Origin of the sequence: Anabaena catenula FACHB-362, assembly GCF_014698735.1 — a bacterium.
Lineage (GTDB): Bacteria > Cyanobacteriota > Cyanobacteriia > Cyanobacteriales > Nostocaceae > Anabaena > Anabaena variabilis_A.
This window is the reverse complement of sequence record NZ_JACJTQ010000018.1, coordinates 1-26,388: the sequence shown is the minus strand read 5'-3', so window position 1 is coordinate 26,388 and position 26,388 is coordinate 1. Positions and strand designations below refer to the sequence as shown.

23 protein-coding genes, 1 tRNA gene and 1 pseudogene are annotated in these 26,388 nt (G+C 39.0%); 15 read left to right on the top strand and 10 right to left on the bottom strand.

The window, feature by feature from the left end; all coding sequences use genetic code 11:
* Positions 1 to 17: 17 nt before the first annotated feature.
* From H6G68_RS13190 to arfB, 7 genes are all read left to right on the top strand, one after another.
* Positions 18 to 1,373 (top strand): TolC family protein, encoded by a 1,356-nt coding sequence (locus H6G68_RS13190; protein WP_190907057.1) that lies wholly within the window; start codon positions 18 to 20, stop codon positions 1,371 to 1,373.
* A 213-nt stretch (positions 1,374 to 1,586) separates the two neighbouring features.
* Positions 1,587 to 2,180: a TetR/AcrR family transcriptional regulator gene (locus tag H6G68_RS13185; protein ID WP_190907056.1), complete on the top strand. Its 594-nt coding sequence runs from the start codon at positions 1,587 to 1,589 to the stop codon at positions 2,178 to 2,180.
* Between the two features lie 165 nt (positions 2,181 to 2,345).
* Positions 2,346 to 3,302 (top strand): CPBP family intramembrane glutamic endopeptidase, encoded by a 957-nt coding sequence (locus H6G68_RS13180; protein ID WP_190907055.1) that lies wholly within the window; start codon positions 2,346 to 2,348, stop codon positions 3,300 to 3,302.
* A gap of 176 nt (positions 3,303 to 3,478) precedes the next feature.
* Positions 3,479 to 4,948 (top strand): efflux RND transporter periplasmic adaptor subunit, encoded by a 1,470-nt coding sequence (locus tag H6G68_RS13175; protein ID WP_190907054.1) that lies wholly within the window; start codon positions 3,479 to 3,481, stop codon positions 4,946 to 4,948.
* A complete protein-coding gene (locus H6G68_RS13170) occupies positions 4,948 to 6,165 on the top strand; it encodes an ABC transporter permease (protein ID WP_190907053.1) in 1,218 nt (405 codons plus the stop codon). Before H6G68_RS13175 ends, H6G68_RS13170 begins: the two co-directional genes overlap by 1 nt.
* A 392-nt stretch (positions 6,166 to 6,557) precedes the next feature.
* On the top strand, positions 6,558 to 7,322 hold the full coding sequence (locus tag H6G68_RS13165; protein ID WP_199332590.1) for an ABC transporter ATP-binding protein: 765 nt from the start codon (positions 6,558 to 6,560) through the stop codon (positions 7,320 to 7,322).
* Positions 7,323 to 7,562: 240 nt separating this feature from the next.
* Positions 7,563 to 7,976: an alternative ribosome rescue aminoacyl-tRNA hydrolase ArfB gene (gene arfB / locus H6G68_RS13160; RefSeq protein WP_190907052.1), complete on the top strand. Its 414-nt coding sequence runs from the start codon at positions 7,563 to 7,565 to the stop codon at positions 7,974 to 7,976.
* 189 nt (positions 7,977 to 8,165) lie between these two features.
* Here arfB and H6G68_RS13155 read toward each other — a convergent pair whose 3' ends face one another.
* Positions 8,166 to 8,696 (bottom strand): orange carotenoid protein N-terminal domain-containing protein, encoded by a 531-nt coding sequence (locus H6G68_RS13155; protein ID WP_190907051.1) that lies wholly within the window; start codon positions 8,694 to 8,696, stop codon positions 8,166 to 8,168.
* A gap of 219 nt (positions 8,697 to 8,915) precedes the next feature.
* Between H6G68_RS13155 and H6G68_RS13150 the strand changes: the two are divergent.
* Positions 8,916 to 9,146: pseudogene (locus tag H6G68_RS13150) on the top strand (hypothetical protein); the annotation flags it as partial.
* 32 nt (positions 9,147 to 9,178) lie between these two features.
* On the opposite strand, the gene H6G68_RS13145 reads toward H6G68_RS13150, so the two are convergent.
* A complete protein-coding gene (locus H6G68_RS13145) occupies positions 9,179 to 11,299 on the bottom strand; it encodes a S8 family serine peptidase (protein ID WP_190907050.1) in 2,121 nt (706 codons plus the stop codon).
* Positions 11,300 to 11,469: 170 nt separating this feature from the next.
* On the opposite strand from H6G68_RS13145, the gene H6G68_RS13140 reads away from it, so the two are divergent.
* From H6G68_RS13140 to grxD, 3 genes are all read left to right on the top strand, one after another.
* Complete coding sequence (locus tag H6G68_RS13140) at positions 11,470 to 12,051, top strand: hypothetical protein (RefSeq protein WP_190907049.1); 582 nt, start codon at positions 11,470 to 11,472, stop codon at positions 12,049 to 12,051.
* A 198-nt stretch (positions 12,052 to 12,249) separates the two neighbouring features.
* A complete protein-coding gene (locus H6G68_RS13135; RefSeq protein WP_071187888.1) occupies positions 12,250 to 12,486 on the top strand; it encodes a BolA family protein in 237 nt (78 codons plus the stop codon).
* Positions 12,487 to 12,594: 108 nt separating this feature from the next.
* Entirely contained in the window at positions 12,595 to 12,918 is a 324-nt protein-coding gene (gene grxD / locus H6G68_RS13130) for a Grx4 family monothiol glutaredoxin (RefSeq protein ID WP_127051797.1), read from the top strand.
* Positions 12,919 to 13,173: 255 nt separating this feature from the next.
* Here the strand turns inward: grxD and H6G68_RS13125 are convergent, their stop codons facing one another.
* From H6G68_RS13125 to H6G68_RS13110, 5 genes are all read right to left on the bottom strand, one after another.
* A complete protein-coding gene (locus H6G68_RS13125; protein WP_242045252.1) occupies positions 13,174 to 14,670 on the bottom strand; it encodes an MFS transporter in 1,497 nt (498 codons plus the stop codon).
* Positions 14,671 to 14,908: 238 nt separating this feature from the next.
* Positions 14,909 to 15,931 (bottom strand): sterol desaturase family protein, encoded by a 1,023-nt coding sequence (locus tag H6G68_RS13120; RefSeq protein WP_190907048.1) that lies wholly within the window; start codon positions 15,929 to 15,931, stop codon positions 14,909 to 14,911.
* Positions 15,932 to 16,132: 201 nt separating this feature from the next.
* Positions 16,133 to 17,329, bottom strand: a complete 1,197-nt coding sequence (locus H6G68_RS13115; protein ID WP_190907047.1) for a LeuA family protein — start codon at positions 17,327 to 17,329, stop codon at positions 16,133 to 16,135.
* A 516-nt stretch (positions 17,330 to 17,845) separates the two neighbouring features.
* Positions 17,846 to 18,013: a hypothetical protein gene (locus H6G68_RS26950; protein ID WP_206757406.1), complete on the bottom strand. Its 168-nt coding sequence runs from the start codon at positions 18,011 to 18,013 to the stop codon at positions 17,846 to 17,848.
* 87 nt (positions 18,014 to 18,100) lie between these two features.
* Complete coding sequence (locus H6G68_RS13110) at positions 18,101 to 18,355, bottom strand: DUF6761 family protein (protein ID WP_127051794.1); 255 nt, start codon at positions 18,353 to 18,355, stop codon at positions 18,101 to 18,103.
* Positions 18,356 to 19,118: 763 nt separating this feature from the next.
* On the opposite strand from H6G68_RS13110, the gene H6G68_RS13105 reads away from it, so the two are divergent.
* Complete coding sequence (locus tag H6G68_RS13105) at positions 19,119 to 19,889, top strand: response regulator transcription factor (RefSeq protein ID WP_071187879.1); 771 nt, start codon at positions 19,119 to 19,121, stop codon at positions 19,887 to 19,889.
* Positions 19,890 to 19,972: 83 nt separating this feature from the next.
* Here the strand turns inward: H6G68_RS13105 and H6G68_RS13100 are convergent, their stop codons facing one another.
* The 3 genes from H6G68_RS13100 to H6G68_RS13090 all read right to left on the bottom strand — a co-directional run bounded on the left by H6G68_RS13100 (position 19,973) and on the right by H6G68_RS13090 (position 23,649).
* Complete coding sequence (locus tag H6G68_RS13100) at positions 19,973 to 20,752, bottom strand: energy-coupling factor ABC transporter ATP-binding protein (RefSeq protein WP_190907131.1); 780 nt, start codon at positions 20,750 to 20,752, stop codon at positions 19,973 to 19,975.
* 127 nt (positions 20,753 to 20,879) lie between these two features.
* Positions 20,880 to 22,163 carry a DHH family phosphoesterase gene (locus H6G68_RS13095; protein ID WP_190907046.1) on the bottom strand — a complete coding sequence of 428 codons (1,284 nt, stop codon included), beginning with the start codon at positions 22,161 to 22,163 and terminating at the stop codon, positions 20,880 to 20,882.
* 988 nt (positions 22,164 to 23,151) lie between these two features.
* The gene (locus H6G68_RS13090; RefSeq protein WP_071187873.1) at positions 23,152 to 23,649 is read right to left on the bottom strand and encodes an HNH endonuclease; all 498 of its coding nucleotides are present in this window, start codon (positions 23,647 to 23,649) and stop codon (positions 23,152 to 23,154) included.
* Between the two features lie 854 nt (positions 23,650 to 24,503).
* Between H6G68_RS13090 and alr the strand changes: the two genes are divergently transcribed.
* The 3 genes from alr to H6G68_RS13075 form a co-directional block, all read left to right on the top strand.
* On the top strand, positions 24,504 to 25,691 hold the full coding sequence (gene alr, locus H6G68_RS13085; protein WP_190907045.1) for an alanine racemase: 1,188 nt from the start codon (positions 24,504 to 24,506) through the stop codon (positions 25,689 to 25,691).
* A 99-nt stretch (positions 25,692 to 25,790) separates the two neighbouring features.
* Positions 25,791 to 25,872, top strand: a tRNA-Leu gene (locus tag H6G68_RS13080).
* A gap of 412 nt (positions 25,873 to 26,284) precedes the next feature.
* The coding region (locus H6G68_RS13075) for a helix-turn-helix domain-containing protein (RefSeq protein WP_190907044.1) at positions 26,285 to 26,388 on the top strand (104 nt) is incomplete at its 3' end.

Genomic DNA, 26,388 nt, shown 5'->3' with positions numbered 1-26,388 from the left:
TACCAAGTGTAAAAATTATGTTATTTAAAGTGCATTCTATCTGGGTTGGAATATTTATCACTCTCATCCCAAATTTTGCAAGTGCAGAAACTCTACCTATCCCGAACTCTAATCCCAATCCTTTATTATTTCCTACCCGTCCAGAAGAAGTTAAAATTCAAGAAAACGTGCCAATTACGTTAATACAAGCTTTGGAATTGGCACAACGTAATAATCAAGAATTACAGATAGTAAAATTAGAATTAGAACGCAGTCGTTCTGCATTACGGGAAACTCAAGCTGCTTTATTTCCTAATATTAATGTTAATGGTAGTCTAACTAACAGCGGTGATGGGTTTATTAACAATTCATCTTCTTCATCTAGCACTTCTTTCAATGGTCAAGCACAACTGAATTATGACCTTTATACATCTGGCAATAGGAAAGCTAGTATTCGAGCGGCTGAGGAACAATTAAGAATAGATGAATTAGACCTGGAAAACCGATTATTAGAAATTAGGTTAAATGTCACAACTGAATATTATGATCTACAACAAGCAGATGAACAAGTCAGAATTAATCAGTCATCTGTGGAAAATTCCCAGGCTAGTTTTCGAGATGCTGAAGCTCGACAACTGGCTGGAGTAGGTACAAGATTTGATGTTTTACAAACTCAAGTGAATTTAGCAAATTCTCTCCAAAATCTCACTAATTCTATTTCACAACAACAAATTGCGCGTCGTCGATTAGCAACTCGGTTAAGTTTGCCACAATCAAGTAATATCACTGCGGCAGATCCTGTACAATTAGCTGGTCTTTGGCAACAAACTTTGGAAGAAACTATTATCCAAGCTTTTCAAAACCGTCCAGAATTACCACAGGTTTTAGCACAACGCAATATTAGTGAGCAACAACGAAGACAGGCAATTTCACAGTTAGGTCCACAAATTAGTTTAAATGGCAGCTACAGCTTACTAGATCGTTATAACGACGGTGTTAGCGTTAGTGATGGTTATTCACTGGGACTTCAAGCAAGTTTAAATTTGTTTGATGGGGGAGCAGCAAGAGCGCGTGCGGCTCAATCAAAAGCTAATATTGCGATCGCAGAAACTCAATTTTCTAACCAGCGTAACCTAATTCGCTTTGATGTTGAACAATATTATTTACAGTTACAGTCCAATTTGGATAATGTACAAACTTCTACTGTGGCTATAAATCAAGCTAAGGAAGCTTTAAGTATAGCTAGACTCAGGTTTCAAGCTGGTGTCGGTACTCAAACTGAAGTGATTTCTGCTGAAAATGACCTCACAATATCTGAAGGTAATCGAGTCACCGCTATTTTAAACTACAACCGCGCTTTGGCTAATTTACAAAGAACTAGTGTCAAGGAATGATTGCTGAGTGCTGAGTATCTCGTATCTCGTTCCCAGTCTCTGACTGGGAATGGTATCACAGAGGCTCTGACTCTTATCTCTACAAGGAAGACAGAGCCTTCTAGAATTCATTCCCATACAGAGTATGGGAACGAGAAATAAGTGCTGAGTAAATCTTCTTCTTGACATCACCATGAACAACGAGTAAATTAATAAGTGACTACACACTTATTTATGGCACGCACACCAAAAATCACTAATGAGCAAATTTTAGACGCAGCCCGTGAAATCTTTCTCGAACAAGGGTTTGGTGCTTCAACCTTAGAAATTGCCCAAAAAGCCGGAATTTCCGAAGCGTCTATTTTCAAGCGATTCTCAACCAAAGAAAAACTATTTTTTGCGTCAATGGGAATTCCTGAAAGACCCCCTTGGGTGCAAGAACTTGATTCTTTATCTGGGAAAGGAAATCTCAAACAAAACCTCATTCATTTGTGTCTACAAACTTTAGAATTCCATCGTCAAGTGATGCCAAGATTGATGATGTTGAAAGCGTGCGGTAATCTACTTCCAGAAACGGCAAGTATGATCAAGTCGAAACCTATCCGTGAAATCAAAGTATTTACTAACTTCCTAGCCCAAGAAATAGAACAAGGACGGCTTCGCCCCAGTGATCCTCATACTATTGCTATGATATTGCTAGGCTCACTAATGAACTATGTTTTCTTAGAGCAAATGCACCCCGGAGAAGTTATAAAAACAGAAGAAGCAATATTTGTCCAGAATCTCGTGGATATTCTTTGGCGAGGAATTGCACCTATTGAAGATTAATTGCATAATTTAAGTAAAACTTTTTTTAGGAAATTAATAAGTGATTACTTACATTTTATTTTTACTTACTAGGAGCATATCTGAGAAATTCTACCTAACATTGTCCTGTCAGTAGAAAAAACACTTGAGTATGACAGCGTTTACAATCTTGGAATATTGACAACTATGCTAAGACAATTTACAGCTTATGTAAAAAAGTATCCACTGACATGGTACTACATCATTTCAGTTTTAATTGTAATTCTGATTATTCCAGTTTTTTTATTAACTGGTGCTGATGTTGCCGTAGACCAAGCACTCCAAAAAACTGGTATTCAATTTAATACTGATTTAGTAACTGCATTTCGGGTAGTATCAGCAGAACCAGAAGCATTTTTTGGAGTTTTATTAGCAATATTACAAGTAGCCGCACCAGATATTGCAGCATTTATAGTTGCTAGTATTGCATACGGAAAAAAAGGTTTATTAGAACTAAAAAACCGATTTTGTTTTTGGCAACAAGGTATGAACTGGCAGTATGCCTTGAGAATTTGGGGAATTTGTATATTAGTTTTTATTTTGATGAATCTGGCTTCAGCTGGATTAAATAAGTGGCTACTTCCTGAACAATATTTTATCTGGGATATCAATTTTTTATCAATTAATTTTTGGAGCGGCTTGATTATTGCCATGTTTCTAGATGCTGGAGGTTTATTTGAAGAAAATGGCTGGCGAGGATTTGCTCTACCTTTATTACAAAAACGCTTTCGACCTCTACAAGCTTCGATAATACTAGGATTTTTCTGGTCTATGTGGCATATACCCGTGAAAATAAATTTATTATTCGATTATGGAATAATAAATTTTTTATCTATGTTTTTCATTCTTACCTGCAAATTTATCTTGATTTCCATAATTATGACTTATTTTTTTAATCAGGTTGGGCAGACTACCATAATAGCTATTGTCATGCACGGTTTATCAAATGATTCAGTCAGACTGGGAGGTAAAGTTTTGTCCGAAAGTTTTATTGCTCAACAAGTAACTGAAATAAATTTAGTACTGCCCATGATTGTAGTGAGTATGTTTTTAATTCAAAAAACTAAAGGTAAACTAGGTCTGATTCCAGTAAATTTTAGCTAACCAGCAAAAGTCACCAAATCATATGATGACTCATCATATATTTAATTGCTAGTATCCAATAGAAACTAAAAATCAACAATGCTTTGATTTTATTGATGCTTTCCATTAATAGTATTCTTTAGTATTTAGTTTAAAAAATCAACAACTTTCAATTCTAGTAAATACTGCAAAATCATATGACAACTCACATAGAAATTCCGCTAATAGGCAAAAAAATTAAATATCCATTTCGCTGGTTAATCGGGTTGATTGCATCTGGTGTTTTAATAGTTGGAGCAACCACAGCTTTAAAAATAGCGAATCCAGAAAACCGTAAACAAGACATTACTAAACTCACTGTTCCAGTTGCAGCCAAAAGTGTCACAGTGCGGATTACCGCTAGTGGGAAAGTGCAACCAGTACAAAGCGTGAATATTAGTCCTAAAAATCCGGGAATTATCACCGATTTGAATATTGAACAGGGCGAAAAAGTTCAGAAAGGGCAAATTATTGCTCGCATGGATAATTCCGAAATTAAAATGCGAATTATCCAATTTCAAGCGAACTTAGATCAAGCCAAAGCACAATTAGCGGAGAGTCAAGCAGGAAGCCGCCCCGAAGAAATTGCTCAAGGGAAAGCTCGTGTAGCCCAAGCAGCAGCCCAATTAGCTATAATTCGGGCGGGTAATCGTTCTCAGGAAATTGATCAAGCTAGGGCTGCTGTAGATTCAGCTAAAGCGCAGGTGGAACTAACCCAAGCCAGAGTCAGACGTTATCAGGGGTTAGCTAAAGAAGGAGCTATTTCCCAAGATTCCCTAGAACAATATATCAGTGAAGATAAAAGAGCAAAAGCCAGTTTAGAAGAAGCTCAACGGCGATTATCACTACAAAAAGTTGGTAACCGCAACGAAGATATCAAAAAGCAAGAAGCCGTAGTTATTCAAGAACAACAAGCACTACGACAGCTAGAAAATGGCAACCGTCCTGAAGAAATTGCCCGACTTAAAGCCTCTGTAGCGGCTGCAAATGCTCAGTTAAAGCAGCAACAAGTCCAGTTGGAAGATACCATTATTCGCGCTCCTTTTACGGGGATTGTGACTCAAAAATATGCGAATATAGGCGCTTTTGTCACACCAACAACTTCGGCTTCTACGAGTACGTCAGCAACTTCTAGTTCAATTGTGGCGTTAGCAACGGGTTTAGAAGTTTTAGCTCAAGTTCCCGAAGCTGATATTGGCAGAATTAAACAGGGACAGCAGGTGGAAATTATCGCTGATGCTTATCCAGATCAAGTATTTAAAGGACGTGTACGTCTGATTGCTCCTGAAGCGGTAATAGAGCAAGGTGTGACATCGTTTCAGGTGCGGGTGGTGATTGATAGTGGTGCAGATAAACTGCGTTCTGGTTTAAATGTGGATGTGACGTTTTTGGGCGATCGCATTAACGATGCGTTAACCTTACCAACTGTAGCCATTCTCACCGAAAATGGCAAAACTGGCGTATTGATACCAGATACAAATAATAAACCCCAGTTTCGAGAAATCACAATTGGAGCGCAAATCAAAGACGAAACTCAAGTTTTAGAAGGAGTACAAAAGGGTGATTTGATATTTGTGAATCCACCCAAAGACTACAAAATTGAAAAGGCTAAAGAAGAGAAAAAATAATGAACTTTCTAGAAAGCGTCCAAATGGCGGGTAAAACATTGCTCGCTAACAAGTTACGTAGCGCCCTGACTATGCTGGGTATTATTATTGGTAACGGCTCAGTAATTGCGATGATTGGGATTGGGGAAGGGGGACAAAAGTTTGTAGCCAATCAACTAAATTCCTTAGGGCCAAACGTTGTATTTGTCATTCCCGGTAATGAGGAAGTGCAGCGGGTTTCTAGAGAGGTGACAAGAACTCTGGTTTTAGAAGATGCTAATGCGATCGCAACTCAAGTACCTACAATAGCAGCAACCACAGCGGAATTGAATAGTAGACAGGTGGTTACTTATAAAAACAGAAACACCGATGTCAACATTATTGGTACAACTCCCAGCTTTTTGACAGTACGTGATTTTGAAGTAGCCACAGGAAGGTTTTTCACCGACATAGATATGAAGCGCAGCAACCAAGTTGTGGTGCTAGGTGCAAAATTGAAAGAAAAGCTTTTTGGTAATACCAATCCTGTTAGTCAACAGATCAGAATCAAAAATGCCAGCTTTCAAGTAATTGGAGTGCTAACGGACAAAGGTTCAAATTTGGGTGTAGATTACGATGAGTCAGCATTAGTCCCGATTCTTACATCAGCAAATCGACTAGTTGGACGGACTTCTCCCTACGGATTAGAAGTAACCTACATAGTCGCTTCTGCGAAAGATGCCGATAGTGTAGATGCAGCAGAGTTTCAAATTACCAATTTACTACGACAAAGACATAAACTCGTCGGTGAAAATGACTTTACTATCCGCACACAAAAGGATGCTTTGCAAACAGTAGGTCAAATTTCCTCGGCGTTGACTACTATGCTGGCTGCGATCGCAGGTATTTCTTTATTTGTTGGCGGCATTGGTATTATGAATATTATGCTCGTTTCTGTCACCGAACGCACCCAAGAAATTGGATTAAGAAAAGCAATTGGTGCTACCCAGCAAGACATTTTACTTCAGTTTATTATTGAAGCAGTAATTGTTTCTGTAATTGGCGGTTTAGTTGGTACTACGGTTGGTGTTGGCTGCATAATATTGGTATCAGCCCTAACTCCTTTAGAAGCGAGTATTTCCGTCATTTCAATTACAATGGCTGTTGGTATTTCTGGTGGAATTGGTTTATTTTTTGGCGTAGTTCCTGCCCGTCGTGCGGCTCAACTTGACCCAATTGTGGCATTAAGAAGCGCGTAAATAATTAAAAATGTCAGAATCAGGATATCCAGGATTTGAGGATTTTCAGGATTGAAATATTTAGATGATTAGATAATTTTTGGACATATTGTATATACAAATGTGGATTTTGGAAAATAGCGGTTTTTTAAAATGTCAGAATCAGGATGTCCAGGATTTAAGGATTTTCAGGATTGAAATATTTAGATGATTAGAGAATTTTTGGACATACAGCAGATTGCAGATCAATGAGGTAAAGAATCCAAATTGAAACCTAGACACCAAGCCAGTTTTACTCCTGACTCGTGACTCCTGCTATAAATGATAATTATCAAATTTTCATCCTGTCAATCCTTAAATCCTGGATATCCTGATTCTGACAAAAAAACTATTTAAAAAAAGGATCAATCTCCATGTCTAATACTCTGACTTTAACTGATTCAAACATTCCTAATTCAGAACCACCATCAGGAATTATTCAGCTTGAGAATATTTTCAAAATATATGGTAGTGGTGAAACCGAAGTAAAAGCACTAAATGATATCAACTTAGTTATAGAAGAAGGTGAATATTGTGCAATTATGGGGCCTTCTGGATCTGGTAAATCTACAGCTATGAATATTATCGGTTGTTTAGATCGTCCTAGTTCGGGACATTATTATTTAGACAATCTTGATGTAGCCCAAATCGGTGATACAGAATTGGCGCATATTCGCAATAAAAAGCTAGGATTTGTATTTCAACAATTCCATTTATTAAATCAATTGACAGCAATGGAAAATGTAATGCTGCCAATGGTGTATGCTGGTGTTAAACCTGGGGAAAGAAAAGAACGGGCGATTGAAGCATTGATAAAAGTAGGTTTAGAAAAACGTCTCAATAATAAACCTACCCAATTATCAGGGGGACAACAACAAAGAGTAGCGATCGCCCGCGCCATTGTCAACCGTCCCGTTGTTCTCCTTGCTGACGAACCCACCGGCGCACTTGATTCCCGCACAACTCAAGAAGTTTTAGATATTTTTGGTGAATTAAATAGCAGTGGGATTACAGTTGTCATGGTGACACATGAAACAGAAGTTGCGCGTCAAACTAAACGGATTGTTTGGTTTCGTGATGGTGAAGTCCTACATTCTCACCTTACACCAAGTGAGTTACATCAGCTTGTAGTTTCTTGATCAGAATATCGACAGTCAAATTGTAAGAATTCAGGAGTCAGGAGACGCTTCGCAGACCTTTGGTTCAGAATGCTTATGAAATGAAGAATAGAGAGAAGTGAGATTTTATCAAAATCATCAAAGTTGACTAAAAAAGCCTTTATTCTCCTGACTTGGAGTATTCTCTATCCTGAATACTTACGTCAAATCGAAGGATTAGAATAAAAGTGGGATAAAAATCAAAGCCATTAAAAAACCACCATGCTGCAAATTACCAATAAAACCATCATTCCTCTCAGCGAAATCAGTATTAGTGCAATTCGTTCTCAAGGCGCAGGTGGTCAAAATGTCAATAAAGTTGCTACAGCCATTCATCTGCGTTTCGACATCAACGCCTCCTCTCTATCACCGCTTTACAAAGAACGTCTGCTCAATTTAGGAGATCAACGCATTACCAAAGAAGGGATAATTATTATCAAAGCCCAGCAACATCGTACTCAAGAACAGAATAAAGAAGACGCGCTCAACCGTCTCCAAACCTTAATTAAAAGCGTCACTATCATCTCTGCAAAACGCAAGCCTACAAAACCCACACGCAGCGCTAAAAATAAACGCATTGATAGTAAAACTAAGCGCGGCGAAATTAAAGCCCTCCGAGGAAAAATTACAGAATGAGCGGCGCAACTAATACATCTCAGGTAAAGTGATACATTTTCACCTCAACCCAGTTGATTTAAATGAACTTATCCCATTTATTTATCGTTGTAGAGACGTTTCATGGAACGTCTCTACGGTATTTATTGGGTACTTATTAATTCCCAACTCAAAATTCTGAATTTTGAATTTTGAATTTTGAATTATTAATTATAAACTCGATGTTTTCCCTGTTTCCGCTTGCGTCGCAATCGGCTTGACATCGCTATAACCCATCTCACCAGCAATTGTCCGCAAAATAGAAATTTGACCTTCAAAATCTATTTCTTCAATTTGAGCAAGTAAATCATTAATTGCCTCAGTTGACTCATAATTATCTGGCATTCCCACCACTGTATCCCCCATTGCTTCTGCCCAAACATACCAAATAAACAACTGGTTATTTTCTTTTAATGCCCCATAAGCACGAGAATATACTGTATCCTTACACTTCACTATATCCCGCATAATTTCTAGTTGTTCTTCATCCGATAATTGCAAATAGTCTCCTACCAACATAGGAGCTAATTCTGGTTCTGCGGCTGAGGGAGCAGCTGGAGTAATGGTATCACCCATTTTTTCATAAACGAAATATAACCAAGCTAATTTGGCATCGGTATCTAAAGCATTAAACTCTTCTACTACATTTCGAGTTTTCTGGCTCTGAGCTTGAGCAACATTTTTATTGTAACTAGTGGTCATAATTCATCCCCAGAATAATTGAACAGTTAAGACTTACAGGATTATCAAATTTTTATAATTATGGTCTACCTCCAAGAGAAGGATGTTTATTAATTAAATAACTTATGTTTGATCTACCCTGTAATAGAGGGTAATATCTCTCTTGTGGAACAAGAGTTGAGTAAATTATTTTGATAAACTTGCCCCAGCAAAGTAAATATGAGAATTAAGGTTTTAATTATGTCTGATAAAGTGCAGCCTAATCCCAATGAAGCTACCACCCATGATGCACAATTAGCTGCCGAACAAATAGTTAGTGGGCAAGAAAAAGCACCAAAGGTAGATTTTGAAGCTGATTATGCTGCTGCACAGCAATTCAGTGTCAGTGAAATTGACCGTACAGATGAAGGAAAAATTGCTGCTGAAGCTGCCACTGCACCTAAATATGAAATCCCTGAACCAGAAAAGACAACCTAATTGTCAGATTTTTACCACACCATAAATTACTGCTCATAGCCTATAAGCAATTCCCAACTATTGAGTTTTCCTACATCTTGGGGTGAATAATCAATAACTTGTAATTGCCAAAGTCCTTGAGCAGGAAGGGAAAGTAATTGTTTAAGAACAGGATGCGATCGCACTGTATAAGTATTTTGTAACTGAGTCCGTCTACCTAAAATCCGACTCTGTAATAAAACTTGTTGATGATTGGGAGCAATCAAATAAACTTCCAAATCTCCTAAAAACTCGTGAGTGATATTAACCGTCACCTGAATATCTGCAATAGTTACAGCCTCATTCAGAGCGATGCCTTCCGCGAGTACAGCTATCGCACTTTTCACCCCCCGTTTATCATTATCAGGAATAGTAACTTGGGCTTTATTCTCACCCCGCACTTCTTTACTCAGACCTGATACAACTGTAAGCAACTGCTGTGCTGCACGTACAGCCTTAGCCGCATTTACCTTACCATAGCCAAACCAGAGACAATGACCGTTACTATCATAACTACCCCCACGCAAACCCAATTGCGGATCTGGTTCAGTATCAATAATTTTATCTGTAGTTTCTTGCAAAATGCGGTTAACTTGTTGAGCCGTCAAATTAGAATTAGCTGACAAAATCAACGCTGCTACCCCAGCAACCACAGGAGTTGCACTAGAAGTACCGCCAAAGTTGTTGGTAAAATTACCAGAGTCATAACCAGCAGCACCTACTTGATCCGTCGTAAAAATTCCCAAACCAGAAATAGAAGTCGTGATTGTTGGTTGTGTATAAATAAAACCCATTTCCTGAAACCACATTCCCGGTGGTGCATTATTACTAGGCGCACACACAGAAATATTCGCGCCCCAATTACTATATGCAGCTTTTTTATTCAAACTCGTAGAAGCCGACACAGCAATCACATCTGGATGAATAGCAAAACCACTTAACCAAGCCGTTTTACCTTGTAAAATATTCTTCGGCCAATTTTGCTCATTTACACTACCGTCAATTGGACGATTAGCATTGCCCGCAGCAAACACAATCACACATCCCTTACCATTACGCCCCATTGTTGCAGCGCGGGTAATAGCTACCTTTTGGCGCAAAGATAGAGGGAAATAAACAGCAGACGCTCCCCAGCTACAAGAAATTACACTAGCTCCCTGATCAATTGCCCAATTAAATATATCCTCAATAGCTTGATCATCTAAAAATCCTGTCGTGCGAATCGGCATTAATGCACAACCAGGAGCAACCCCGACAATTCCCGCACCATTTTCTTCAGCCACAGCTATCCCCGCACAAGCAGTACCATGACTAGTCTCTTTTTCCCCAGGTAAAGGTAAAAAATCATTTTCCTTCAAATCTCTGGGAGCTACAACTTTACCCATACCTTGAAAATCTGGGTGATTCAAATCAAAAGAATCGTCCACCACTGCTACCACCACAGAACGCACACCGCGAGTCATATCCCAAGCTTGTTCTACAGCAATATGAGAACCCATTCCCAACTGATTACCACCATTATGATTGAGATACCATTGCTGGGAATAGAGGGAATCACTAGGTTTGTAATGTGGTTCCTGTTGGATAAAAATATTTGGTTCAGCAGCTAAAACTTCTGGAAGTTTTTGTAACTGATTGGTAATTTTGATAGGATTTTCTATTGCCTGTTTGCTGACAAGAAATACAAAGGTATTGGGTATACCCAATACTGTTTGATCTTCGACTAAGTGAAATGTGGTAGCAATAACATTAATTTTGGCAGCGTCTACCCAAGTAGCAAATTGAATAGTAATTTGGTCACTCAGATAAACGTAAGTTCCAGGATTATCTTTAAATTTGTATACATGACTGGCAAAAGCCACATTTTCGTCAGCCCGTGCTTGAGACATCCCCATCTCTAACTGGCCAGATTCAACAGTGAATAGTTCCAGGTTGGCATTGGGGATACTGCGCTGCCAAATACCCCAAGCAACCTGAGATAATTGCTCACGAGAAAAGTCAGCATTTGGACGAATGGTGAAGCCATACAGAGCTTTTTCTAGAATTAACTCTTCTCCACCGCGTTGTAAAGTCACTTCCAGGTTGCTGGGGGGTAAACCTGTGGGTTGAGAATCGAAGGAATCGCTCATAGGGAATATTTTTGGTATATGAGTAGGGGGTAGGGAACTCTATTCAACAAGTTTCCCGTCTAAACCAGAGAAACTTATTGTGCGGTTTTACTGTATCTGAGGCACAAACAGAGTTAAGATACCCGAAGTTTCCATACATTTTCTATAGACTTGTTGCACTAATTGACCCCATGAACCTTGCTGCTGCTTCCTTAATTCGGTTCACTTCCCTCTCTCTCATTACCGTTATGAGCCTGCTATCACCTGTTCATGCTCAGGTAATACAGCAACCCGGCAATAATCCCCAAGCACAACCTCTTGATCCTAACGATCCTAATACCCTGCGTCCCACCAGTAAAAGCAACAGCATTTTGAGCATTGAAGGAGGACAGCGGCTTTTAAAAGAGTCAGACGAGGCCGTTTCTGCTCAAAAATATGACGTAGCTGCTAAGAAACTCCAAGAAGCACGTCAAGTTTTTAATCAACTATCTAATTTTTATCAGGATCTCAACTCTAGCTTTTCGGGAATTGATATCAGAGTATCCGATTCCCAGCGCAAAAAAGCCCTAGACACGGCCCAACTCAGAGATGATGCCACCTATCGCCTAGCACTAGTCCATCGGGCGCTAAATCAGCCAGAATTAGCAGTTCCTTTGTTAATTCAAATTATTAAAAGTCAAAATCCCACACGAGAATTAGGCAAGAAAGCCTATCAACAGTTATTTGAATTGGGTTTTGTCGATACAGCTTATCCTCGACAAGGCACTAAGTAATAGGTGACAGGTGACAGGTGATAGAAAGCAGGGGGCAGGGTGCAGGGTGCAGGGGACAGTAGATAGTTATTTCTTCCCATCACCGCGTCACCCCATCTCCGTGTCACCGCGTCACCCCATCACCCCATTCCCTATCTCCCCAAGGCATTTGCTCAATATCTGTTAATAATAGAGAAGTAAGTTTTTTCAGGAATGGCGATGATTACTCCGCAGCAGGTTGAGGCAATGATTAAGGCGGAACTGCCAGATGCCCAAGTTCAGGTACAGGACTTGACTGGTGGTGGTGATCACTATCAGGTGACAGTAGTTTCATCGCAGTTTGCAGGTAAGGGACTGGTGCAACAACACCAGTTGGTTTATGGTGCGTTGCAGCAAGCTATGTCAACCGAAGCAATTCATGCCTTGGCTCTCAAAACATCTACTCCCCAAGCTTGACTAGCAAAACACTGATTTTAGATGTGAGATTTTTTCTTCTCAATTCACAATCTAAAATTGTATTGACGCTTGACTTGTGAACCTCAACAACAAAGGAAACAAAAAACCATGACTCCAGAAGTTAAAGAGAAAATTGATAACTTGGTACAAGAAAACAAGATTATGGTTTTCATGAAGGGAAACAAGTTGATGCCTCAATGTGGTTTCTCCAACAATGTAGTCCAGATTCTCAATACATTGGGAGTTCCTTTTGAGACAGTTGACGTTCTTTCCGATCAAGATATTCGTCAGGGAATTAAAGAATATTCCAACTGGCCGACAATTCCCCAAGTATATATTAATGGTGAATTCGTTGGTGGTTCTGATATTTTGATTACACTGTATCAAAGTGGTGAATTGCAGCAAAAAGTGGAAGTTGCTCTAGCTTCCTAATATTTCCCACCATATGACCAAATAATTCGTGTTTCATAATAGTGTTTACAGTCCCGCTAGGGATACGTAATTCGTAATTCAAGGTTACAAAGCAACTAACTTTAGTTATGATGCAAAAATTTATTCCTTGGTTCAAGCCACTGGCTTTAGATATGAGGTGATAATTACGAATTACGAATTACGCATTATAAATTACGAATTAATTTGACTCTGTTATGTTTTTATTGCCCTTGAAAAATTGGCTTATACCCATTTTCAGGGGCTTTTTTGTGGATTTGGGTATGAAAAAATAAAATTCTTTTTCTCTAGCCACCATACCCCAGATGCAAAAATTGTGGAAAGCAACAAAAGGGCAGCCACAAGGCGAAAGGTAATCTGTATACCTAAAACTAATGCCTCAACAGGTGCATTTGTGACATCCATAGTTGGTTGAAGATTAGCACTGTTTATGGTGAAAAAAGAAAACGCAGCCCCCACTAGTGGCACACCTGCTGTTTGCCCTAAAATCCGTGATAAAGATAATAAACCAGAAGCAATACCTAAGCGATCTTGTGGTGCGGCTCCCATAATTGCACTATTGTTGGGAGATTGAAACATTCCCACACCTAAACCATAGGGAATAATCCCGATAATATAGTTTGATAAAGTTAATTCAGTATTAAATGTGCTGACTACTAAACAGCCAATTGCCATTAATACTAGTCCGATTAAACTAATTATCCGCGAGCCGTAGCGATCAGAAAGAATTCCCGCGATTGGTGCTGTCAACACAATTATAATTGGCGGTACTGCAAGTAATAAACCTGCCTGTTCAGTGGGATATTGCTTAACTAATTTCAAAAAGAAAGGCAGTATCAAGATCACACCTGCCATCACAAAATTACCCAAAAACCTCAGCACTAACCCTAGGCTGAAATCTAAAGATTGAAAAATGCTCAATTCTAGCATTGGCTCTGATAACCGTGCTTCTGCTACTAAAAAACAACCAAGACTAATGGCAGATACAACTAGCAACTTTAAGGCTATATGAGAACCAAATCCTTCACTTTGTAAAAACGTGATGCCAAGGGTAAAACAAGTCAAAGTTAGAGTCAGAATTAATGTGCCAATAACATCAAATTTCTGTTTGGTCTCGCTGACGGCAGAAGGTGGGACAAGATAAGCCACAATCAAACAGGCAATAATCCCAATCGGCACATTGATTAAGAAGATTAATGGCCAGTCACCCCAACTAATTAGCAGTCCTCCCACTGTTGGTCCTAACATAATTCCCAGTCCAAAAACTCCGGCTCTGATACCTAAGCCTAGTCCTCGTTCTTCTGGTGGAAATATTTCTACAATCATTGCTGTTCCCAGTCCAGAGATAAACGCAGCACCTAGTCCCTGGAGGGCGCGAAAAGCTATCAAAAATCCTATATTTGGGGCTAGTCCGCACAGTAATGAACTGACGGTGAATACTATGAGTCCCATCATGTAAAGCTGTTTTTTGCTCCACATATCACCCAATTTAGCGGCACTAAGCACAAAAATAGCGATCGCTAACAGATAACTTAACACCACCCATTGAATGGTCGCAAAGCTTGTGTGGAGTGATTCCACCATAATTGGCAAAGCTAGATTGACTATGTAAACATCCAAGGCAAAAATAAATACGCCAATACTAATACCTATTATTGCCCACCATTTTCCAGCCGTTTGTGTTTTTTGCTTTATCTGACTAGACTGCTCTTCATGAATTTCTGACCTTATCATTATTTCCTTTAGCTGATCCAATGGCATAACTTAAATAGTGAAGACATTTTTTGCTGTGAATAATAAGCTTTCACATTCAAAAATAAATGGGTAAGCTCTAATTAAATATAGCAATCTTAAATTTGAAATATCAGTAGGGTGAGCAATGCCGACCAAAATCTATATACTGTAGGCATTGCCAGCCCTATAATACCTAAGATTTTTCAAAAAGGATTTAGGATTCCTCTCTATTTTATTTTCACATCTGTTTGGTTGATGGGTTATCTTCATTTAAAACTTCCAAAGAAGAAAAGTTTTTATTTTTCGATTGCTCAAATACAGCTTTAAATGGCTGCCAATAGAAGTTGAAAACACTATCGAATGGCTTTCCATCATCACCAGATAAACCTAAATCCAGCTTTTCATAGTTTCTCGGCACATACAATGTCCCAAAAATCCAATCCCAAACTGCGAATATTTTCCCGTAATTTGCATCGTAATACTTAGACTCGTTAGCGTGATGGATATAGTGTTGAGCCGGACTAATAAAGACATGACTAATCCCATAGGGAAATGCTAACCAAATATGAGAATGGCGGAAGTTACCAGTCAGATAAAAAGCAAATAGCAAAAAGGGTATGCCATTGATATACAGAACTTGGTTTTGATTACCAAATAGATAAGTCCACAATCCTATTGATACGCCTGAGCATATAGAAACTGTGATTATTTGCACAAAATAATCTAAGGGATGATGTCGGAATAAAGTAAATGGAGTCAAAACTTCAGCCGTGTGATGTATTTTGTGAAATTCCCATAGTAAAGGAATCTTATGTCTCAAATAATGATTATAAAAGTAACCAAAATCAATAGCTAGTATTAGAAATATACTAAATGCAAAATGATGCCAAAGCTGAGGTTCTGTTATTGCAAAAATAGCAGTTCTCCCAGTTAGATAGCTTAAAAAACTACTAACTATACCAGCAATAACTGTTGCAGATAAAATAGTAGTAATTGGTGATATGAGAAAGCTTTTTAGCAACATCATCGGTAAATAGTTCTGATAATCCAGAATTGCAGATTTATGAAGATAAACCTCTTTCGGAAAGCAGTATTCCAGAAAATTCTTTTTTTCTTCTGTTTTAGTAAACTGGATTAGGTAAATTAACAGTGCTATCAATAATGATGACAGCAGGTACATCCAGTAAATTTGAGAATCTGGAACAACTAGCTGTTTCAGTGGGTACAAAAAATTCTTAAATATTGATTCCATTATTGCCATAGTAACTCCTTGTTAAGATTTATACGAGATTCTGTTTTTCTCTTTTGATTAGTTTATATCATACTTTATCTAAGTAGGTGGGCTGGAAAATTTATAACTATGTCATTGCGAACTGAGAGAAGCGAAGTAAAGCAATCGCAACGGTTTTGAGCATTTTACATTTCGTTACATAGTTAGGTTTATTTGAGCCTACCTACTTACTTACGTAGATAAAGTACAAATTCCATTCGTAAGCGGATGTTGATTGGTGCAGTAGCGGTCTACAATTTCTGGTAGTTCCTTTTCAATATCAATCGGAGTACCCCTTTTAGCAATTACTTTAATTTCTTGGAGAATCTTAGCCACTAAATCTTTGTTTTCAGCCAATTCTTCTCTGCCAATTTGCTTCATAGCTAGTTCTACAGCAGTGTATCCTGATTGCATCCCTAATGCCAAGCTGCTTTTTTTTCCTAGAATTTGTGGATTTAAACTTTGATAAAGCATCTCATCCTTGGCTACAGCTTTTACATGAACCCCTGCATAGTGAGTAAAGGCATTTTTACCTGTTATTGGTTGATGTGGAGGAATTGAAATATGAGAATGTTCACTGACAAAATTGTATAAATCTTGTAAATAGCTGAGTTGCCAATGAGTTTCTTCCTCACCCATTTCTCTTAAATTTATGAGTAATTCTCCTAAATCTACAATACCTGCTCTTTCTCCTAGTCCCATTACACTAACATCAATAATGTCAGCCCCTGCTCTATAAGCATCCAGTGCATTTGCTAAAGCCAAACCTTTATCGTTGTGGCAATGAACCTCTATTTGCGGATATAAATTCTGTTTTTTTAGTTCTTCTTTCAGAGTTTTTACATAATTATAAATACTCCGTTGAGGATGAAAAGGATTTGTATAGCCTGTTGTATCCGCTATGCTAATTATATTGACTCCTGCTTTGACTGCCGCGCTTGCTGCTGCAATAACATTTTCTATAGGTGAGCGAACTGTATCTTCTGGTGTATACCTAATCAATAAATCATTTTTTTGCTCTCTAGCAAAATTTATCACTTCCACAATTTTCTCAATTGCTGCTTCTAAACTGATGTTGTAGTCTTGGTACAATCGCTTTTTAGAAACACTAAAAAAGACACCTAAAAAATCTATCCCACAATCTAATGCTTTTTGAACATTATCTATTTTACAAAGTGAATGAGCGCCTATTTTTGCTTTTAAGCCTGCTTGAGAAATGAGATTGATAGCTAAAGCAATATCCCTATCAACTGCTGGATTACCTACTTCAATAATATCAATTCCGATTTGATCTAAAAAGTGGGCAATTACCAATTTTTTTTCAGGAGAAAAATAAACTCCAGGAGTTTGTTCTCCTTCTCTAAGAGTAGAATCAAGAATTTTAATCATAGCTACTATCAATTGAGATAATTTAGATCTGAGTCTTTACTAAGACTTAGGTGAATTAGATGCATATCTTGGAAGATGTTTGTCACATATTAGGTTGTCTCCATAAGTTCTTTATCCCCCCTTATCAACGAGGGAATAAATTTTTTTAAATCTCTCTTTTTAAGGTGATCTACTGCGGTGGAAGGGTTTTCAGTCCTAAAGCCAGTAGCGTGGGTTGAAGAAAGTATAAGAGTTTTTAATATCTTATTAATCACTGTTCAAACATTATCTTAATATGCCATACCACAACACAAAAAATAGTTAAGACACGATTAATTCATCGTTACCCTAACATGATAAACTTGAGCTTCCTTCACAGTTTTATGGAAAATTAAACAACCAACCAATGATTAGCTGAATTTCTGCTCAGAAAATATGCATTTACACATAATGTATGTCAAATTTAAATATAAAAATAATATCAGTATTATGCACATAAATATTTAAATGAGCATATAGAGATTTGCTCATTAATCGTTATTTGACATAAGTCTTGGGAATATAGCCACAATACACTGCCTTGACAATAGCTGGTGAAGTCGCAATCAATTGTGTTGACATCTGGAAAGAACTAGCCAAAAGTCCCCTCAGTCGCGTAACACTGAGGGGATGTTCTTCAAGAATACAATATTTACAAAATTTCATACAACTGCACCCCGTTGACTAACGCAGAAATTGTGCTATAATTATCTGCGGCAATCTACAAGTCGCTACTCATAACACTGTTGGTGTTTAGTAGTAGCCGTGTTGTCTTTCTGGCTCTGGTTGTGTCATAGCAAAGTTTGATGCATCGTACAAATAGCGGCTAGCTTCTTCTTCTAGGCGGTGAATCAGATAAGGCTCAATGGCATTACCTTGTCTCAGTGCGGCTAGATATCCATCCAAATACATCCGCATATCATCAATGCGATAACCGCGATTCCATAGCTCGACGAAGGCGTCAGTCAGTCTTTGGTAATAACGGATGGTTTGTGTGTCTTGGAGCATAACTGCTGTGTTTATCTCTTGGGAATGAGAATTGTAAATGATCTACACTCAAAAGTGAAGTATGACTTCCTTCTTAAGTATTAACCTAAAGTTAATATTTTGACGTTGGGTGAGACCCCCCAGCAGCTAAAAACTTATTACATCCTATTCCAAAAAAGCTAAAATATGATTATTTGGTAAGTTTTGTTTACGATTTTATCTATTTTCAGCCTTGTTTGATACTTTATTGTTACGGTTTACAATAACTACAAATTAGGGTATGTAGTCCCAGGCTGATAGATATTTCACGTTAAGCGTGATTTTTTTCAACAGAGCTTTTCCTCTAACTAGCAAAAACTTTTCAAAAGACTCAGACCAAAATTAAGATATAGCAGGTGACAGGTGACAGGTGACAGGTGACAGGTGACAGGTGACAGAGCTAAAAGTCTTTTGGTGTCTAAGTTTTAGCATTGGTTGATGTCCTAACAGCCTTGTCCGTTGCTATACTTACTTGGGGAACTCCAAAACACAAATTATCCCATTTCACAGAATCAAAACAATTTTTCCTCCCTCTGCAAGATCGCTCCCCAGCCCAAACAGCGATAAGATATTTTTTATTTGGAAGTCCTTAAGGAATGCCGTAGACAAAGGGAAAATTAAATTTATTGCAAGGTTTTATAGGAGTAAATGTAAAGATTATGGCAGTTGAAGTAACAAAGGCTACAAAACGTTGAGCTTGAGATTGTTAATTTGAAAGTCATCGACGCTAAGGGGTCTTGCCACTGTGGGTTCGGTTTGTATTGAAATCGTTGAGGGGAATCCCCATCTGAGGTCGTTGCTTGGTTGGCACTTGCAACAACTGGAATACCGAGTACATCAAGCCGCCAGCATTTATCAAGCAAGGGAAGTGTTTTTAAGTCATCAACCGACACTAGTCATTCTAGATGCGGATTTGCCAGATGGTGATGGAATCGAGTTTTGTCGTTGGTTAAATCGTCAACAACAGCCTCTAATTTTAATGCTATCTGCCCGTAATAATGAAGCTGATATTGTTGCAGGCTTAAAAGCAGGAGCCGATGATTACTTGAGCAAACCTTTTGGAATGCAAGAGTTTTTGGCTAGGGTAGAGGCACTGATTCGTCGCAACCGTACACCCACTGCACCAGCTTACTTGGATTATGGCACTTTGCAAATCGATCTGGTTCAGCGCCGTGTCCGCTTTCAAGGGGAGTTTATCGATCTCACACCCCAAGAATTTAGTTTGCTGTATGTTTTGGCGCAAGCTGGGGGAGTACCTTTGAGTAGGTCGGAATTATTGCGTCGTGCTTGGCCTGACGCTATTGATAATCCGCGAACCATTGATACTCACGTTTTATCACTGCGGAAAAAGGTGGAACTTGATCCGCGTCAACCCAGCTTAATCCAAACTATCCGCAATGTGGGATACCGATTTAACATAGAAACTTTGAATGCTAATGTTCCGCAATCACAAACAAAGTTAGCGAAAGAGAGATTCAGTAATCCACGTTCTACCCTTGCTACTCAAATCTCTTAGTGGGGATTGGGGACTGGGGATTGGGTACTGGGAAGGAGAAGATGGGGAGGTTAATAACCCAATTACCCATTACCAATGACCAATTACCACTCCTCAGATGCTTGAATTTCAGCTTGTATCAAGCGGGCTTTTAAGTCTTCCCAGTCTATCTCAGAGGTTGGTAGGTTTGCCAATAATTGACCTTGCTGAAGATGTAATAACCGGGTGCTAAATTCTTGGGCTAGGTCAAATTGGTGGTTTACCATCAAAATCGCTGTTTTCGGGGTTTGAGTGAGTTGGGTGATGATGTTGATCAAACGGGAAGCCTTGCCAGGGTCTAAGGCGCTTGCAGGCTCGTCTAACAGTAAAATTTTGGGTTGGATGACTAAAGTACGAGCGATCGCAACTAACTGTCTTTGTCCGGCTGAAAGTTGTACTTCGGTTCGTCCTAACCATTCATCAGGTATTTGCAGTTGTTCTTGCCAATAACTAACTCGTTCCTGAATTTTCTGCTTAGACAAACCACGCAAAACTAAAGGATAAGCCAAGGCTTCCCGAACTGTCATCCCCAACAGCTTAATTTCTTGCTGTAACAGCGTCACCTCTTGACGTAGCTGAATAATCGGAATTTGGCGATATTCTTGGTTTTCCAGATAAATTTTACCGCTACTGGGTTCACTTAAGCGGTTAATGAGACGCAGTAAGGAAGTTTTACCAGCACCAGCAGTACCGACAATGGTAATGCGATCGCCTGAAAATACCTCAAAGGAAATATCCTGTAAAATTGGATATCCTGGCAAATTGCTTTGAACCTGACTTTTCAGCTTTGTAAACAGATTAACTTGCTCTAGCCTAAGTACGGTTTTTGCAGTCAAATTATCCAAGTTTTTCAAAGGACGTTTGGAAAAAATTAAAGAAATTAAACAAATAAACTAGTTTCAATGGCCTCTCGACTCGCTCTTTAATAAGTAGTATAAGCGCTCAAACTTGTAATTGAGCGCTAGGTATATTCTAAGACTGAATTGGGTTATCTCTAGGATTTACCAACCTCAGCAACTTTTGCTTAATTTGCGAATCGAAAACTTCCCATTTCATTTTGGCATACGTAGAATTTTCATTTCCCCCAGATAAGAAACCCATTGGAATTTCAAAGCCACCAGCACCAGTGCGTCCACCACCAAAAAACCGCCCAGCACTATCTTGTCCAAAGGCTTCTTTGATAAATTCATCGGGGTCTAAGGTAAGTTTTGTGGTTCTCAGGGAACCTATGACTACTTCTAGTTCGTCATCTTCATCATGAACTATCCCGTACACTACAGCTGTGTGGACGTTTTCTTCTGTCACTAGAAAATCAGCCGCTTGGGGAATTGCGTCCCTGTCGTCGTAGCGTAAATAACCAACGCCGGCTATGGAAAAGTTATTTTGGACAATGCGGTTTTTGAGCGATCGCTCGATCACATCCATCACCCGCTTAGAACGATTCGCCTGTAAAATGGCATTGAGCAACTGAGCATCATAAAATCGGCTCAAATACGCAGCAGCCATAAAATCTTCTTCTTGCGCTTGCATTAATCGATTCGTATCAGAACGCAAGCCATGCATCAAAGCCGTTGCACATTTAACGTGTTGACTAATACTGCTATCTAATTTCAGTATCCCCGCTTGTAAATACTGCGTAAAAATAGTTGCAGTTGCGCGCACATAAGGACGGACATCGAAAAACTCGGCTTTGAGTTCCCCCTGCAAACTATGATGATCAACCAGCACTACTAGCGGAATTCCAGCCTGTTGTACTGCTGGTAATAGTTGCGACGTAGTTCCCTGGTTATCAATCAATACAAATCCTTGATAAGATGACAAATCTTTAGTTTTCAGGGTTTGCATTGTCCAGCGTTGAGCCGGTAAGGTCGTCAGCTTAACTAACGCTATGTTCTCTTGGTGGCTTAAAGTCCCCGCATAAATAATTTCACACTTGATATCGTATTGTTGAGCAATTAACTGGTAAGTCCAAGCACAAGAAAGCGCGTCAGGATCAGGAAAATCTTGTAAAATTACTAACTGACGCTCATGTCTATGTCCGAGAAGGGTTTTTTGCAACTCTTCTGATTTCTGAGCAGCGAGGGAATTACCACGTTGAGCTAAATAGATACTTCCTTCACCATTATTCGACGACGGTGGTAAGGACGGTCGGGTAAGTAGTGGAAGTTCAATTGATTCTTTATCTATTTCAACTTCCTCCGGGTTCGGTTCTAATGACAAATTCTCAAATTGAGTCAGTGAAGAATTCAAGTACATAAGGAATTTTGGTTGAAGCGTGATGGCTCGTATTATGCCTTCAGAGATATTCCCATCGGTGCATCACTGGTTTTGCCACACATCTATGATCTTGGCAAAAAATTAGATTCTTGACACTGCGTATGGCAGTTTATTTTTTGTTATCAGTACAACTTGGCAGAATTTAAAATAGTCTCACCGGCTGGGGATACAATATTCCAAAGGCTGATTTAACAAGTTTTTCAGCGATTTTGAAGTATTGGCTCATTTTTTCCGCACTGGACTAGTAGTCTGTCAAGGGATTGTTAAATCAGCCTAGACTGTGTATATAAACTGGACTCAATGAAGAGGCAGGGGGAAATGGGCAGGGGGCAGGGAGAAATGACTCCCTTCCTCCTGTCGTGAAGCGGAGCGAAGGGTCTGAGTCCCCCATTTCTACAAAGTGGTTCTCGTCCAGGTGGGGTTGAATCCCCATCTGAACTATCCCCCCTGCTCCCTGCTCCCTGCTCCCTTGCCTCTTTTTCAATTTCATCATCTTTTTCTCGTTTTTCTACGGGATAAATAAGCAGATTTTTATTAAAAGCTCATAAAAGCCTTGAATATTTGTCTGACTTAGGGGATAATTGAAGGCTCTTATTTCACACTAGTTTTAAATTTCACAGTTGCTACTCTTAATACATTTTTATTATGTTTAATGAACATTAAACAACTCTTTTGCAGGAAAATCTGCCTTTGAGCCTAACTCTTTGGTAATTTTTATAAATTTGCTCATAAATAATCTATACCTTAAGAAAATAAGGTATAATCGAAAATCGGTGTGTTAAATAGCCTGAATTTTGGGAACCTGAATATTCCAGCTTTTAGAAACGTCGCCGGCAAGCTGTAAGGTAAAAAAATCTCCAAGCTGAGTCATCGAAGAGTTGTGTGTAATGTGTTGACCAACGTCAAACAATAACATCTACAGATGAAGACTTAATTCTCCTGAGGTCTGAATTGATTATGTGTAATGTCAAAGTCCTATTACATATTTTTGCCACTCTTGGTGAAGTCCACTCTTCAGATGTTTTGTCACCTCGAAATACAGGCTGCTATGAGGTTGACGAGGTGGATGACGCAAAGGCATCCGGGCTTCTTGCGGTGTGCGACAGCCTTTTTTGACGTTGCAGCGTACACAGGCAGTAACAATGTTCTCCCATGTGTCACCTCCTCCACGCGATCGCGGCATCACATGATCTAAGGTCAACTCATCTCCCGTGTAGCCACAGTATTGACAAGTATGACTGTCACGATGCAATATATTCCGACGAGTAAGTGGAATTTCTTTATAGGGAACACGCACGTAATGACGCAACCTAATGACGGTTGGCAATGGAAAATCTGAGTATATGAATTTGCCGTTATGTTCTACGTGTTCTGCTTTGCCTTTAATCAACAAAACTATGGCACGTCGCCAACTCGTGATGTTGAGAGGTTCGTAAGAGGCGTTTAGGACTAAAACCTTCCCCATTGATGTTAGCTCAAGGTATTAGTTTTTGATATCTTAACACAGATATACCTTCCTGGGGAGATGAGAATAATTTATACTTCCTAAATAATTTGCTGGCAGGTGACAGGAGCGAAAAAAAGAAGACACAAGCAAGTAATGGGACTTGTAAATCAGAAAATACCCCATCTTAGAGCAGAGTGAAGGGTACAGGGGGAGGAAAAGTCGTTTTGATTCAGTAAAATTGGATAATTCATTTTTCGGAGATGTTTCCTAAACATTTCCTCTTATCTGATTACATATTCTCCTTGTTTCTTGTATTTCCTAAATACGATCGAACTATTGTGTCAATAAATTTTATGTATAAATACTTGGGTAGGCTCATCGTTAAAATTCGAGCAAAAAACTCCAAAAAAGAAGTGTAAAAGTACGATAAATACGATTGACAGGAGTTTGAAAATATAATTAATCTCAGCTAAATAATTCCTAAAGCATTAGTTTGTAAGCAATTCTCGGTTTTTCGTATCCTTTCCTTTACCTGACATACCACGAAAAGCAGCAAATTAGCCACAAAACCAGAATAGAGGAGGTTTTTAGTCTTGACTTTCAATCTTAATTTTGCTATCATAGACTTGATAAGGAAGAAATATCTAATGTAAATAGTTGATGAGAAGAGATTTTAGAGTGATGAGGTAGGTGATTAGCTTTGCTAAACCTACGTATAGAAACTCATAACTCAAGACTCACCACCATCTTGTACAAGCTCCCGGATAAGGGGTAAACTTTCCTGATTAAATTGATATGGCTTTGCAGGGTAGCAAGCCAGAATTATTAGATAATCTGGAAGCTTTGCAGTGGTGTGATAGGAGTGAAGTGCAATGTTTAGTAGCAAGCAAACCCCTACTTTTGCTGATAGTCAGGAGCGTGATACCTATGCTTGGTTTTCTCAACGGGCTTGGGTAGAAATTGATTTGGGGGCGTTGTCCTATAATGTTAAGCAGTTGGTAAAGTTTTTATCACCACGTACCCAGTTAATGGCAGTAGTAAAAGCTGATGCCTATGGACATGGGGCGGTAACAGTTGCAAAAACTGTATTGGAAGCGGGTGCAAGTTGGTTGGGAGTAGCGACAGTTCCTGAGGGTATCCAGTTACGTGAAGGTGGCATAAAAGCCCCAATTCTGATTCTAGGGGCAATTAATACAAAAGAACAGATTCATGCGATCGCTCACTGGAAACTGCAACCGACACTATGCAACCCTAAACAAGCTTTAATATTTTCTAATACACTTGAAGCAATAAACTATAATTCTCCACTACCTGTACACATCAAATTAGATACAGGAATGTCTAGATTAGGCACAAATTGGCAAGAAGCTGCTGATTTTGTCCAATTGGTACAGGGATTGCCTCTTCTTGATATTGTCAGCATTTATTCTCACCTAGCAACAGCCGATAGTCCTGATGCTACAGTCATGCAAGAGCAGCATAGACGATTTGAGGAAGCGATCGCACAAATCAAAGCCAGAGGGATTAAAATTCCTAGTTTGCATTTAGCAAACTCAGCCGCTACTCTTGCAGATCCAAAATTACACTATGATCTGGTGCGTGCAGGTTTAGCTATTTACGGACTCTACCCTGCAACCCATTTAAAAAACAAAATCCAACTTCAACCCGTTTTACAACTCAAAGCACGAGTTACCCAAGTTAAAACCATAGCCCCTGGAACTGGTGTCAGCTATAGTCATCAGTTTATTGCACCCAGAGAAATGCGTATTGCTGTTGTCGGTATTGGTTATGCTGATGGAGTTCCCCGCAGTCTTTCCAATCAAATGGAAGTATTAATTCGTGGTCAGCGAGTACCACAAATTGGCACAATTACAATGGATCAAATCATGTTAGATGTGAGTTCCATACCCGATCTGCAAGAAGGTGAAATAGTCACCCTACTGGGAGAACAGGGAAAAGAACAAATATCAGCAGATGATTGGGCAAATCAGTTAAACACCATTTCTTGGGAAATTCTCTGCGGCTTCAAGCATCGTTTACCCCGTGTAGCGGTCATGTAGCATCAGTGATCAGTTATCAGTCTCTTCACTGTTTACTGATAACTGTCACCAATTACCTATTGCCATCTTTAATTTGCTATGCTATTATAAGTTACCGATGCGGATGTGGCGAAATTGGCAGACGCGCTAGATTTAGGTTCTAGTTCCGAAAGGAGTGAAGGTTCAAGTCCTTTCATCCGCATTTAAAAATAAATAATTGTAGCTAAGGTAAAAACTTTACCTATTTAAATCTCATTTCTTAAAGATGGGATTTGTGTATATTGCCTTATCTTCTTTTTTGTAAGCATTTATTCCTTCTCTGTGATTTTCTCATCAGTATTATTTTGCCATAGACTGTAGCCTATGGCACATAATAAGGCATTAATTTAAAAATTAACTTTTTCTTAAAACCAATACCATGTGAAGTTGCGCTAAATAAATACCGTAGAGACTTTCCATTGAACGTCTCTATAGTCATGAGTAAAAACCTGTATTAATGAGGTTAATTAACAGTAGCTGAAAAGCTAACAATTACTACCAATTACTCACTTATGCTCCCCGGCAAAGTCATCAGCTATTGTGACTGTATTGGGATTTTGTTGTAAAATATATTCATGCTACTAGGATTCAAGACCGAACTCAAGGTAAACAAGCAACAACGTCTACTACTGGCACAACACGCAGGAGTAGCTAGACACGCTTGGAATCAAGGTTTAGC